Genomic DNA, 12332 nt, shown 5'->3' on the forward strand with positions numbered 1-12332 from the left:
AGGCCGCAGGTTCAAATCCTGCCCCCGCAACCAAATCCTCTTCATGGATACGTACAACAGAATAGACAGAACCCGCGTTAAGCGGGCTTTTTGCGTTTTAACTCTATTCTCTAGAAGAACGCCTGAATGCCGGTCTGCGCCCGGCCCAGGATCAGCGCGTGGACGTCGTGCGTGCCTTCGTAGGTGTTGACCGTTTCCAGGTTCTGCGAATGGCGCATGACGTGGAATTCGATCTGGATGCCGTTGCCGCCGTGCATGTCGCGGGCCTGGCGCGCGATGTCGAGCGCCTTGCCGCAATTGTTGCGCTTGACGATGGAGATCATCTCCGGCGCCATCTTGTGCTGGTCCATCAGCTGGCCGACGCGCAGAGATCCCTGCAGGCCAAGGGCGATCTCGGTCTGCATGTCGGCGAGCTTCTTCTGGTAGAGCTGCATGCCGGCGAGCGGCTTGCCGAACTGCTTGCGGTCGAGGCCGTATTGGCGGGCGCGGAACCAGCAGTCTTCGGCCGCACCCATCACACCCCAGGAGATGCCGTAGCGGGCGCGGTTGAGGCAGCCGAAGGGGCCTTTGAGACCCGAGACGCCGGGCAGGATCGCGTCTTCGCCAACTTCGACGCTGTCCAGCACGATCTCGCCGGTGACCGAGGCGCGCAGCGACAGCTTGCCGCCGATTTTTGGCGCTGAGAGGCCCTTCATGCCCTTTTCAAGCACGAAGCCGCGGATCTCATTGTTGTGGGCTTCGGATTTCGCCCAGACGACGAAGACATCGGCGATCGGCGCGTTTGAGATCCACATCTTGGAGCCGCGCAGGCGATAACCGCCCTCGATCTTCTCGGCACGGGTCTTCATGCCGCCCGGATCGGAGCCTGCATCCGGCTCGGTGAGGCCGAAACAGCCGATCAGCTCGCCCGAAACGAGGCCTGGCAGATATTTCTTCCTCTGCTCGTCGGAGCCGTAGGCATAGATCGGGTAAATGACCAGCGAGGACTGGACGCTCATCATCGAGCGGTAGCCGCTATCGATGCGCTCGATCTCCCGGGCGACGAGGCCGTAGGCGACGTAGGAGGCGTTGGCAGCGCCATATTCTTCCGGCAGCGTGACGCCGAGCAGGCCGGTCTGGCCCATCAGCTTGAAGAGGCCCTTGTCGGTTTGCTCGTCGAGATAGGCTTCCTGGACGCGGGGCAGCAGCTCGGCCTTGGCGAAAGCGGCTGCCGAGTCGCGAATCATCCGCTCATCTTCGCTCAGTTGCTCGTCCAGCAGGAAAGGATCATCCCAGGCAAAGGCGCTCGACGACGATTTGGAAACTGTGTTGGCAGAGTTTGACAAGCGATCCTCACGGCAAAGACATGGGTTTCATCCGGAATTATGCGTCTATCGATTGCCTGATGTCTATGGAAACTGTATTTGCGAATGAGTTGATGCATGCGATGCATAGGTTGACCATGCGCCAGAGACGATTTCTTCCCCATATCAGCCATCTCTCGGCCTTCGAGGCGGTGCTGCGCAATGGATCCACGGCGGCGGCTGCGCGCGAGCTCAATCTGACGCAAAGCACGGTCAGCCGGCTGATCCAGACGCTGGAACAGCAGCTCGGCCGCCCGCTTTTCGACAGGTACAGGCAGCGCCTGGTGCCGACCGAGGCGGCGCAGGCCTATGGCCGCGACATCAGCCGGGCACTCGATCTCATCCAGCGCGGAAGCATGGAATTTTCCGCCAATCCCGGCGGCGGCACGCTGACGCTCGCCATCCTGCCGGCCTTCGGTACACGATGGCTTGCGCCGCGGCTCGGAGATTTCCTCAAGGACCATCCCGGGATCAATGTCAGCCTGGCGACACGCCTGAAGCGCTTCAATTTCGCGGCCGAAGGGTTCGACGCGGCAATCCATTTTGGCGCCGCCGATTGGCGCGACGCCGATCATCTCGAGCTCTTCGAGGAGCGCCTGACGGCTTGCATCTCACCGGCGCTGCTGAGAGAAAAGCCTGTCAACGATGCCAGCGACGTGCTGGACCTGCCGCTGCTGCAGCTCGAAACGCGGACGAAGGCCTGGGCAATCTGGTTCGAAGCCCAGGGGATCAAACCGAAAAACGTCACCGGCATGCTTTTCGATCAGTTCGCGACGATGACCCAGGCTGCGATCGCGGGACTGGGCGTGGCGCTGCTGCCCGACTATCTGGCTAGGGATGAAATCCAGCAGGGGCGGCTTCTTTCGCTACTGAAACCGTCGGTAACCGGCAGCGGAACCTACTGGCTCGCCTGGCCGCAATCGCGCGCAAACTATCCGCCACTGGTCTCCTTTCGCAACTGGCTGGAAAAGCTGGTGGCGGAGAGCCCATGGAGTGTGGAGGCAGGCAGCGATCAATAGGCCGCCGCTGTTCAGCCGCCAAGCGAGTCGATTGCTGCCGTGACGCCGTCGCGGCCGGGTTTTACGGGCCGGTACTCCATTCCCACGACACCCTCATAGCCTTTCGCGTAGAGCCAATCGAGTCGATGCTTGAGGTCGATCGTTCCTGTGCCGGGATCGTTGCGGCCGGGATGGTCGGCAATGTGGAGGTGGACGACGCGGGAGACGCGCCCGCCGATGACATCTTCGGTTTTCTCGTCCATCACTGCGGAATGGTAGATATCGTAGACGATGCCAATTTCCGGCCGGTCGATGTCATCGACGATATCGAGCGCTTCCTCCGTCGAGCCGAGGAAATAGCCGATATGGTCGATGCGCGTGTTGAGCGGCTCGACGCCGAGGCGGACGCTGGTGCCTTTCAGGATATCGGCGGCGGCGCGCAGCGTGTCTGTCAGCGCGGCACGCTGCTCCTCGCGCGACAGGCCCGGCAGGTCGTCTCCGGCTTGCGCGATCAGCACCGGGGCGCCGAGCCGCTTTGCGACCTCGACGGATTGCTTCAGGCCTTCGAGCCAAGCTTCGCGATTAGCGATGTCTGTCAGCGGAATCATCGGTTCGGCTACGAGGCTCGAAACCTTGAGGCCGGTGCTCTTCAGTTTGCGCTCGATGGCGTCGAGATCCTTGTCGGTCCAACGCCAGAATTCGATGAAATGCAGACCGGCCTCTGCGGCGCTATCGATGCGGCTTGAGAATTCGTCGCCCGGTTCGGCAAACAGCCATTCGATGCAGGCTGAGTAGTTTCGCATGCGGCATCCTCCCTGATTTATCCAAGGCATGCGGGAAATGCATCGGCTCGGCAAGGGCCCGATCGCTACGGCACGGCGGCAAGGCCCTGTAGAGCCATAATTTTTGTTCGGTGTACGGGAACTGTGGCGGCGTTTCGCACGTTGAGGCACGCATCGAAAAAGCGTGGGGCACCGGCACAGGATGATGGATTTTCAAGCGGCCGGCGATAGCCGCAAGACGGCAAATGCAATCGATCTGATTGCCGGAGCGGCCCGGCGCACGATGAAGGCCGCGGTCACGGCCATCCCGGGTGGCATCATTCGCACTGGCCGCAATGCCTGGCGTGCCGGCAAAGCCGAGAAAGTGGCGTTCCTGGTGGATGGATCTGCCTATTTTTCCGCCCTGGATCAGGCGCTCAGGAAAGCGCGGCAGACAATCTGGATCGTCGGCTGGGATTTCAATCCCGATATACGTCTCCGGCCAAAGCAGAGTTCCGAAACGCTCGGGGAATTGTTGCTGTCGCTTGCCGATGAGCATCCGGGTTTGCAGATCCGGATTCTGGTCTGGGGTATGGGGCCGATCTATTCGGGCAAGTCGCTGCGGCTTTTCCGCGAGAGCGGGTTCTCGTCTCATCCGCAGATCAGCATGCGTTTCGATCTGCGCCATCCGTTGCGCGGTTGTCATCACCAGAAATTGGTTTCGATCGACGACAGTCTGGGTTTCCTGGGCGGCATCGACCTTACCGCGCGGCGATGGGACGAGCCGGATCACCGGATCGGCAATCCGCTGCGCAAGGCGCCTGACGGCACGCCCTATGAACCCGTTCATGACATGCAGTCGATGGTGTCAGGTGAGGCCGCGGGCCTGATCGGCGATGTCGCCCGCCGCAGGTGGCGGAAGGCGACCGGCGAGCGGATAGAGCCCGGCGCTGCAAGCGACACCGAATGGCCGTTGGCCGTCCCGGCAGAAATGACCAATGCGACGGCCGCGATCGCGTTGACCGAACCCGGGCTGATCGGCAAGCGCGGGCATTACGAAGCTTTCCGGCTGACGCGGGATGCGATCCGGGCGGCGCGCAAGCATATCTATATCGAAACCCAATATCTGGCCTCCTTCGGTGTGGCGCGCGAGATCGCCAAGCGGCTGAAGGAGATCGAAGGTCCTGAAATCGCGGTTCTTGTCACCCGCAGTTCGCACGGCTTCATTGAGAAACTGACGATGGGCAACAATCGCGATCGCCTGATCCGCCGGCTAAAACGGATCGACCGTTATGACCGGCTGCGTGTCATGTATGCCGTGGTGCCTGACGAGAAGGGCGGCGAGCAGGAAATCGTCATCCACTCCAAGCTGATGATCGTCGATGATGCATTTATCCGCATCGGCTCGTCGAACCTCAACAACCGCTCCGAGGGCTTGGATACGGAATGCGATCTGGCGATCGAGGCGGAGACTGATGGTCACCGCCAGGCGATCACCGCGCTTCGCCACCGGCTGATGGCTGAGCATCTCGATGCGCAGCCCGAAGAGGTGCGGCGGATGGAGAGTGAAAAGCGATCGGTGCTGGATACTATAAAGGCGCTGAATCGCGGCCCACGCGGGTTGCGCGAATTCGCTGTTGATATTGCCCATGGTGGGATCAGTCCGTTGCCGGGGACCGGGATCGTCGATCCGCGCAGGCCGTACTGGCCGTTACAGCGGTTGCGCCTGCGCGTCGGCCGTCTGGTCAGCGTGTTTTTCTGAGCTTGCCGTTTTCCGCTTGCGGATGACGATTTCGCTGATGGCGAAGACCGGCAGGCCGATCAGCAGGGGCAGAATGAAATAGATCACCCTGAAGGCCACAAGTGCGCCGATCGATGCGGCGCCCGGAAGAACGTGGCTGACGGTTCCCTCCAGCACGCCCAGTCCGCCCGGAACATGGGTGAGCAGGATGGCGATATTTGCGAGCACGAAGGCGGTTGCTGTCTGCACGAAGCTGGCTTCGCCCTGCGCCGCCAGCATCTGATGCAGACAGGCGGAAACGCAGATGAAGTTCAGCGTTCCGATCACCACCTGCCCGGCGGCCAGCTTAACCTCCGGCATCTGGAACTGCCATTTCCACAGTTTGAGCGGCGCGCGAACGGTGGCAGCCAGAAGAACGTAGACCGCGGGAATGCCGAGGCACGCGAGGCCGAGAAAGAACAAGCCGGTCGAGCTGAGGTGCAACAGATTGGCTGCATCGCCGGGATTGACGAGAAGCGCGATGCCGGCGAGGGCCGACAGGCCGATGCCGACGGTGACGCCGCAGAAGAGGATCACCTTGGCGACTTCCTCGGTGTTCAGTCCCCAGCGGGCGTAGTAGCGGTAACGGACGGCGCCGCTGCTCAGGGCGGCGATGCCGAGATTGTGGCCGATTGACAGGCCGGTAAATGAGGCAATCGCTGCTTTCGGGTAGCTCAGCGGTTTGCCGGCATAGCGCAAGCCCATCCAGTCGAAGCCGGTAAGGCAGAGATAGGAGAGTGCTGCAAAGCCCGTCCCGGCGGCGAGCCTGGACACTGGGATCGCCGCGATCGACTGCATCACCTCGTCCAGCGAGTAGCGGCTGAAGACCTTGTAGAGAAGGTAGGCGGCCAGCAGCAGGCCAAGAATGAGTGTGGCATTGATGATGAGGCGTTTGCCTGGCATGAGTTTTCCGTCTTGCGTTGCAGTTTCCAGTTTATGGAACGAAACAAGCGGAATGCGGGTTCCCCCAGCATGAGCACATTCTCCGGTATTTCACCTTTGCAGGGCGGCCGATCGATCAGGATCCTGACCTACAACGTGCATAGCTGCGTCGGCACCGACCGGCGGATCGATCCGCACCGGGTCGCCGATGTCATCGCCCAGTCGGGTGCCGATATCATTGCGCTGCAGGAGCTGGACGTTGGCCGCAAGCGAACGGGAGGCGTCGATCAGGCGCATCTCATCGCGGGCCTTCTGAAGATGGAGTCGCATTTCCATCCAGCCTTGCATGTCGAGGAAGAGAAGTATGGTGACGCCATCCTGACGGCGCTGCCAACCAAGCTGATGCGGGCAGGGCCGCTGCCTTCCGTCGGCGAGACCCGCGGGGCGATCTGGGTGCAGGTCTATGTCAAAGGCCTGACGCTCAACGTTCTAAACACGCATCTTGGTCTCAGAGGCGTGGACAGGGCGCAGCAAATAGCGGCGTTGCTCGGCAGCGACTGGATCGGGTCGCCGGCATTTCAGGCGGCACCGGCCATCATCTGCGGCGATCTCAATGCCATTCCGCTGTCACCCGCCTACCGGATGCTGGCGCGGCAGTTTCGTGACGTGCAGCTGCTTGCCGGTGGTAAGCCGCGGCCGACCTATCCGTCGCGGCTGCCAGTGCTGCGGATCGACCACGTCTTCGTCTCGGAAGGGCTTGGTGTCAGGCGGGTGACGGCGATCGCCGATCCGCTGGCACGCCGCGCGTCCGATCATCTGCCGCTGCTTGCGGAGATCGAGCCGTCGGCAGCGCTCACAAGGGCGGAAACACGATCTGTGGCGTCTGGATGAGCTGGCGGTTGCCCGCTGCTTCCGGGTCGTTGATGCGTTCGATCAGCATCCGGCCGAGCAATTCGCCGGCGGCAACGAGGTCTTCGTAGATCGTCTCGACCTTTGGCTGCAGCTGGGTCAGTAGGCGCGAATGCTCCTTGGCGACGATATCGTAATCCTCGGCCAGTTGAAGCCCGGCATCGCTCATGCCGGTGATCGTCGCAAGGGCCGACACCTCGCCAGGACAGATGAAGCCATCCGGGGCATCAGGGGCAGCAGCGCGCGTACGGACATAGTCGCGGATGGCACTTGCCGGTGAATCGAGCGTGATCTCCTCGGAGATTTCGTAGCTGGCGCCCGCCTCGCGCACGGCGGTCATGAAGCCGTGCAGCAGGTGCTGGTAGAATGTCAGCCGCCGTGGCGGCAGCAGGAGCGTCACCTTCTTGCGGCCCTTGGTGATCAAGCGGCGCGTCGCCTCATAGGCAAAGGCATAATTGTCGTAGTCGACATAGGGATGCTGCGTCGAAAATTCGGTGCGGCCGTGGCTGACGAACGGAAAGCCGGTTTCGATCAGCATGCGGACACGGGCATCGAAGGGTTCGGTGCGGGTAAAGATGACGCCATCGGCGAAGCTGTTGCGGACGATGTATTCGGCAGCCTCGAGCTCGGTGGTCGAGAGGAAGTTCGGCGCGACGACCAGATGGTAAGAGGTCTCTTTCAGAGCCTTGGCAATGCCGTACATGATCGAGGTGCCGAAGCCGACGACTTCCTGGTGCGAGTCGAGCAGGATGCTGATGACATTGGTGCGGCCGGTCTTCAGGCGCTGCGCCGCGCGATCCGGGAGATAGCCGATTTCGCTGGCGATCTTGTGCACCCGCTCGCGGGTTTCCAGCGAGATTTGCGGTGCGTCGCTGAGCGCGCGCGACACCGTCGTCACCGCCAAACCGGTCAGGTTGGCGATCGTGCGCAGCGTCGGCTTGCCACGTCTCAGAAGATTGTCTTGGTTTTCGCCGCGGGGCGGCTTCATCGGATCGGTCAACTTGGCCTTCCTGGGCTGCGGCAATCAACATAACGGGCAGATGCATTGCAAGCAATAAAGTTATGAAAACGTTTTAAATTTTTGCGATTTTAGCGCGATAATTCGCATTATATAGCAATTTCAGTAGTTTGGTTCATTAATAATCTTTTTTCTCGGAAGTCGAGAAAGACTTGACGCCGCGTAATTTATATCGTTTTAAATTGTCAACCGCAGCCGGGAGGCGGCGGCATGTTTGCTCACTCGGCGAGTGGGAAGCATCAGGGTGGCGGAAAAGGCTTTCGCTGCCGACTTGCAAACGGGAGGAAGACTATGCGCAAGTTTTTGGGCTCGGTGGCTGCTGCTGCCGTGATGATGGCTGCGTTCGGCGCCCATGCGGCCGACGTCAAGGAAGTGCAGATGCTGCACTGGTGGACTTCGGGCGGTGAAGCCGCGGCGCTCAACGTCTTGAAGGGCGACCTCTCCAAGGAAGGTTACGCCTGGAAGGATGTACCGGTTGCTGGTGGTGGTGGTGATGCTGCAATGACCGCGCTGAAGGCGATGGTTGCTGCCGGTACCTACCCGACCGCATCGCAGATGCTGGGCTACACCGTTCTCGACTATGCTCAGGCAGGCGTCATGGGCGACCTGACCGAGACCGCGAAGAAGGAAGGCTGGGACAAGTCGGTTCCGGCGGCTCTCCAGAAGTTCTCCGTTTACGACGGCAAGTGGGTCGCTGCCCCTGTTAACGTTCACTCCGTCAACTGGCTGTGGATCAACAAGGCCGTCATGGACAAGATCGGCGGCACCGAGCCAAAGACCTTCGACGACCTGATCGCGCTTCTCGACAAGGCCAAGGCAGCTGGCGTCATCCCGCTCGCTCTTGGCGGTCAGAACTGGCAGGAAGCCACGATGTTCGACTCGATCGTCCTGTCGACCGGCGGTCCTGAATTCTACAAGAAGGCCTTCAACGATCTCGACGAAGACTCTCTGAAGTCCGACACGATGAAGAAGTCCTTCGACAACCTCGCCAAGATCATCAAGTATGTCGACCCGAACTTCTCGGGCCGCGACTGGAACCTGGCAACCGCAATGGTCATCAAGGGTGACGCTCTGGTTCAGGTCATGGGCGACTGGGCGAAGGGCGAATTCGTCGCTGCCAAGAAGACCCCGGATAAGGACTTCCTGTGCTACCGCTTCCCGGGCACCGATGGCAGCGTGATCTACAACTCCGACATGTTCGGCATGTTCAACGTTCCTGAAGACCGCAAGGCCGCTCAGGTGGCGCTCGCAACGGCAACGCTGTCGAAGAGCTTCCAGTCGGCCTTCAACGTGGTCAAGGGTTCGGTTCCGGCCCGTACCGACGTTCCTGATACGGCTTTCGACGCCTGCGGCAAGAAGGGTATCGCTGACCTGAAGAAGGCAAACGACGGCGGCACGCTGTTCGGTTCGCTCGCTCAGGGCTACGGCGCGCCTCCGGCCATCGCCAACGCCTATAAGGACGTCGTCTCGAAGTTCGTTCACGGCCAGATCAAGACCTCCGACGAAGCTGTGACCCAGCTCGTCCAGGCGATCGACGACGCTCGCTAATACCTGTTCGACATCCGGCCTCCCCGCACAGTGCGGGGAGGCCTTTGCGCCCTGCAGGTATGCTGTGGGGAGGAGATTGATTTCATGAGCACTGTTGCGACCACCGATCCGGTCCTGACCTCCAGTCCTTCGACCCGCGCGTCCATTCGCGGCCGGTTGCAGGATGCCCTGCCGAAAATCGTGCTGGCGCCGAGCTTCCTGATCACGATCGTTTTCGTCTATGGCTTCATCGTCTGGACGGCGTATCTTTCCTTCACCAATTCCAAGACCTTTCCGTCCTACGCACTGACAGGGCCGCGCGCCTATCAGCGCCTCTGGCGCTGGACGTTCGAGGGCGATCCGCCGTCGTCCTGGTACACGTCGATCACCAATATGGGGATCTTCGGCTTCCTCTATATCGGTATCTGCCTGGGGCTCGGTCTGCTGCTGGCGATCCTGCTCGACCAGAAGATCCGTGGCGAGGGCGTGTTGCGCCCGATCTTCCTCTATCCGATGGCGCTGTCCTTCATTGTCACCGGCGTTGCCTGGAAATGGTTCCTCGATCCGGGCCTCGGCCTGGAGCAGACGCTGCACCAGTTCGGCTGGACGAGCTTCCATTTCGACTGGATCAAGAACAAGGATTTCGTGATCTATACCGTCGTCATCGCCGGTGTCTGGCAGGCGTCCGGTTTCGTCATGGCGATGTTCCTGGCGGGTCTGCGCGGGATCGATGGCGAGATCATCAAGGCGGCGCAGATCGACGGTGCTTCAACGTTGCAGCTCTACCGCCGGATCATCATTCCGATGCTGCGCCCGGTGTTCCTGTCTGCCTTTATCGTGCTCGCCCACATGGCGATCAAGTCCTACGACCTGGTGGTCGCGCTGACGTCGGGCGGACCCGGCGGTTCGGCCTGGCTGCCGTCGAACTTCATGTATGAATACACTTTCAAGCGGAACGAGATGGCGGTCGGTTCGGCCAGCGCGATCATCATGCTGATGACGATCTCAGCGATTATCGTTCCCTATCTCTATTCCGAACTGAGGGAGAAATCCCGATGAGCAGCGTCGTCTCTCCCGCCGTTTCCAACGGCAACAACAATCGCTGGATCGGCCGCACGGCGATCTACGGATTGCTGATCATCTTCGCGATCCTCTATCTGATGCCGCTGTTCGTGATGCTCGTCACCTCGTTCAAGACGATGGACGAGATCCAGAACGGCAACATGCTGTCGCTGCCGCAGTCGCCGACGCTCGATCCCTGGTTCAAGGCCTGGGGCGAGACCTGCGTCGGCCTGACCTGCGCCGGGATCAAGGGCTACTTCTGGAACTCGATCAAGATGGTCGTGCCGGCCGTCGCGATCTCCACCGTGCTCGGTGCGCTGAACGGTTACGTGCTGACGAAGTGGCGGTTTCCGGGTCATACGCTGGTTTTCGGCCTGATGCTGTTTGCCTGCTTCATTCCGTTCCAGTCGGTGCTGTTGCCGATGGCGACGATCCTCGGCATGTTCGGCCGTTTCGGCATGACGCTGCAGAACGCGACGGGCATGAACTTCGGCTTCGGCAACCCCACGGTCAACCTGGTTTTCGTCCATGTCGTCTACGGTCTCGGGTTCACGACGCTGTTCTTCCGGAATTTCTATGAAGCCTTCCCGACGGAGCTGGTGCGCGCTGCCCAGGTCGATGGCGCCAGCTTCTTCCAGATCTTCCGCCGCATCATGCTGCCGAACTCTCTGCCGATCATCGTGGTGACGGTCATCTACCAGTTCACCAACATCTGGAACGACTTCCTGTTCGCCTCGGCTTACGCAGGCACCGGCGAGTCCATGCCGATGACGGTGGCGCTGAACAACGTCGTCAACACCTCGACCGGCGTGGTCGAATACAATGTCAACATGGCCGCGGCGATGATCGCCGCCGTGCCGACGCTCTTCGTTTACATTCTCGCCGGCCGCTATTTCGTGCGCGGTCTCATGGCGGGCGCCGTCAAAGGATAATCCATGGCTTTCCTTGAAATTTCCGGTCTCAAGAAGCGCTTCGGCGCCGTCGATATCCTCAAGGGGATCGATCTCGAGCTCGAAGAGGGCGGCTTCCTCGTGCTCGTCGGCCCGTCCGGTTGCGGCAAGTCCACGCTGCTCAACACCATCGCCGGTCTTGAGACGATCACCGAAGGCGAAATCCGCGTCAACGGCCGGGCGATCAACGACCTGCATCCATCGAAGCGCGATATCGCCATGGTGTTCCAGAGCTATGCGCTCTATCCTAACATGACGGTGGCGGGAAACATCGCCTTCGGCATGGAAATCCGTGGCGTGCCGAAGGAAGAGCGCGAGAAGGCGATCAAGCAGGTTTCCGAGATGCTGCAGATTGGCCATCTACTGGATCGTAAGCCGAGCCAGCTTTCCGGCGGCCAGCGCCAGCGCGTTGCCATGGGCCGTGCTCTGGTGCGCAACCCGCAGGTCTTCCTGTTCGACGAGCCGCTGTCCAATCTGGATGCCAAGCTTCGCGTCGACATGCGCACGGAAATCAAGCGCCTGCACCAGCGGATGGGCACGACGATCGTCTACGTGACGCATGATCAGATCGAGGCCATGACGCTGGCAACCAAGATTGCCGTCCTGCGCGATGGCGTCCTGCAGCAGTTCGGCACGCCTGCCGAAATCTACAACAGCCCTGCCAACGTCTTCGTCGCCGACTTCATGGGTTCGCCGGCGATGAACCTGCTGAACGCGACCGTCGAAAACGGTGCCGGAGGTCTGCAGGTTTCGCTCGACCGCCCGAATGCGGAACCGCTGAAGCTGCCGGTGCCCTCAGGCAACAACAGCCTGACGAGCTACAATGGCAAGCCGGTGATCTTCGGCATCCGCCCGGAAGCGCTCACCGATCTCGATGGCGTCGATCGCAAGGCGAAATCGGTGTCGCATGGTGATTGCATGATCGAAGTTGTCGAGCCCGCGGGTGCCGATACATTCGCCGTCACCAAGCTCGGCGGCAAATCCGTCGTCGCGCGCCTCGGCGCCGATGCCGGCATCGATGCGGGCACGAACACCCGCCTTGCCTTCAATCTCGACAAGGCGGTGTTCTTCGATCCGCAGAGCCAGCTGCGGATCGCCTGAT

The 12332-nt window shown here is 61.0% G+C and carries 11 protein-coding genes; 7 read left to right on the forward strand and 4 right to left on the reverse strand.

From position 1 onward, the window contains the following. Positions 1-110: 110 nt before the first annotated feature. Complete coding sequence (locus AC1DV9_RS22960; RefSeq protein WP_477950169.1) at positions 111-1325, reverse strand: acyl-CoA dehydrogenase; 1215 nt, start codon at positions 1323-1325, stop codon at positions 111-113. 116 nt (positions 1326-1441) lie between these two features. Between AC1DV9_RS22960 and AC1DV9_RS22965 the strand changes: the two genes are divergently transcribed. Then, positions 1442-2362, forward strand: a complete 921-nt coding sequence (locus AC1DV9_RS22965; RefSeq protein WP_477950170.1) for a LysR family transcriptional regulator — start codon at positions 1442-1444, stop codon at positions 2360-2362. Between the two features lie 11 nt (positions 2363-2373). On the opposite strand, the gene AC1DV9_RS22970 is transcribed toward AC1DV9_RS22965, so the two are convergent. Beyond that, positions 2374-3144, reverse strand: coding sequence for a TIM barrel protein (locus AC1DV9_RS22970; protein ID WP_477950171.1), 771 nt, complete (start codon positions 3142-3144; stop codon positions 2374-2376). Positions 3145-3325: 181 nt separating this feature from the next. Here AC1DV9_RS22970 and AC1DV9_RS22975 point away from each other — a divergent pair, with 181 nt between their 5' ends. Beyond that, on the forward strand, positions 3326-4864 hold the full coding sequence (locus tag AC1DV9_RS22975; RefSeq protein WP_477950172.1) for a phospholipase D-like domain-containing protein: 1539 nt from the start codon (positions 3326-3328) through the stop codon (positions 4862-4864). On the opposite strand, the gene AC1DV9_RS22980 is transcribed toward AC1DV9_RS22975, so the two are convergent. Further along, the gene (locus tag AC1DV9_RS22980; protein WP_477950173.1) at positions 4814-5785 is read right to left on the reverse strand and encodes a lysylphosphatidylglycerol synthase domain-containing protein; all 972 of its coding nucleotides are present in this window, start codon (positions 5783-5785) and stop codon (positions 4814-4816) included. The genes AC1DV9_RS22975 and AC1DV9_RS22980 overlap by 51 nt on opposite strands. A 69-nt stretch (positions 5786-5854) precedes the next feature. Here AC1DV9_RS22980 and AC1DV9_RS22985 point away from each other — a divergent pair, with 69 nt between their 5' ends. Beyond that, a complete protein-coding gene (locus AC1DV9_RS22985; RefSeq protein WP_477950174.1) occupies positions 5855-6655 on the forward strand; it encodes an endonuclease/exonuclease/phosphatase family protein in 801 nt (266 codons plus the stop codon). Here the strand turns inward: AC1DV9_RS22985 and AC1DV9_RS22990 are convergent. Beyond that, positions 6618-7673 (reverse strand): LacI family transcriptional regulator, encoded by a 1056-nt coding sequence (locus AC1DV9_RS22990; RefSeq protein ID WP_477950175.1) that lies wholly within the window; start codon positions 7671-7673, stop codon positions 6618-6620. The two genes, AC1DV9_RS22985 and AC1DV9_RS22990, sit on opposite strands and share 38 nt — an antisense overlap. Positions 7674-7982: 309 nt before the next feature. Here AC1DV9_RS22990 and AC1DV9_RS22995 point away from each other — a divergent pair, with 309 nt between their 5' ends. The 4 genes from AC1DV9_RS22995 to AC1DV9_RS23010 all read left to right on the forward strand — a co-directional run bounded on the left by AC1DV9_RS22995 (position 7983) and on the right by AC1DV9_RS23010 (position 12331). Next, a complete protein-coding gene (locus AC1DV9_RS22995; protein WP_112537114.1) occupies positions 7983-9239 on the forward strand; it encodes an ABC transporter substrate-binding protein in 1257 nt (418 codons plus the stop codon). An 84-nt stretch (positions 9240-9323) separates the two neighbouring features. Further along, positions 9324-10277 carry a carbohydrate ABC transporter permease gene (locus AC1DV9_RS23000; protein WP_477950176.1) on the forward strand — a complete coding sequence of 318 codons (954 nt, stop codon included), beginning with the start codon at positions 9324-9326 and terminating at the stop codon, positions 10275-10277. Next, entirely contained in the window at positions 10274-11212 is a 939-nt protein-coding gene (locus AC1DV9_RS23005; RefSeq protein WP_477950177.1) for a carbohydrate ABC transporter permease, read from the forward strand. The genes AC1DV9_RS23000 and AC1DV9_RS23005 overlap by 4 nt, the downstream gene beginning before the upstream one ends. 3 nt (positions 11213-11215) lie before the next feature. Further along, positions 11216-12331 (forward strand): ABC transporter ATP-binding protein, encoded by a 1116-nt coding sequence (locus tag AC1DV9_RS23010; RefSeq protein WP_477950178.1) that lies wholly within the window; start codon positions 11216-11218, stop codon positions 12329-12331. Position 12332 lies beyond the last annotated feature (1 nt).

This window comes from Rhizobium sp. 01L410, assembly GCF_056400165.1.

Excerpts from the sequence above, each read along its gene's own strand:
- AC1DV9_RS22965 (WP_477950170.1), top strand. The coding sequence starts at position 1,442 with ATGCGCCAGAGACGATTTCTTCCCCATATCAGCCATCTCTCGGCCTTC.
- AC1DV9_RS22970 (WP_477950171.1), bottom strand. The coding sequence starts at position 3,144 with ATGCGAAACTACTCAGCCTGCATCGAATGGCTGTTTGCCGAACCGGGC.
- AC1DV9_RS22975 (WP_477950172.1), top strand. The coding sequence starts at position 3,326 with ATGATGGATTTTCAAGCGGCCGGCGATAGCCGCAAGACGGCAAATGCA.
- AC1DV9_RS22980 (WP_477950173.1), bottom strand. The coding sequence starts at position 5,785 with ATGCCAGGCAAACGCCTCATCATCAATGCCACACTCATTCTTGGCCTG.
- AC1DV9_RS22985 (WP_477950174.1), top strand. The coding sequence starts at position 5,855 with ATGAGCACATTCTCCGGTATTTCACCTTTGCAGGGCGGCCGATCGATC.
- AC1DV9_RS22995 (WP_112537114.1), top strand. The coding sequence starts at position 7,983 with ATGCGCAAGTTTTTGGGCTCGGTGGCTGCTGCTGCCGTGATGATGGCT.
- AC1DV9_RS23000 (WP_477950176.1), top strand. The coding sequence starts at position 9,324 with ATGAGCACTGTTGCGACCACCGATCCGGTCCTGACCTCCAGTCCTTCG.
- AC1DV9_RS23005 (WP_477950177.1), top strand. The coding sequence starts at position 10,274 with ATGAGCAGCGTCGTCTCTCCCGCCGTTTCCAACGGCAACAACAATCGC.
- AC1DV9_RS23010 (WP_477950178.1), top strand. The coding sequence starts at position 11,216 with ATGGCTTTCCTTGAAATTTCCGGTCTCAAGAAGCGCTTCGGCGCCGTC.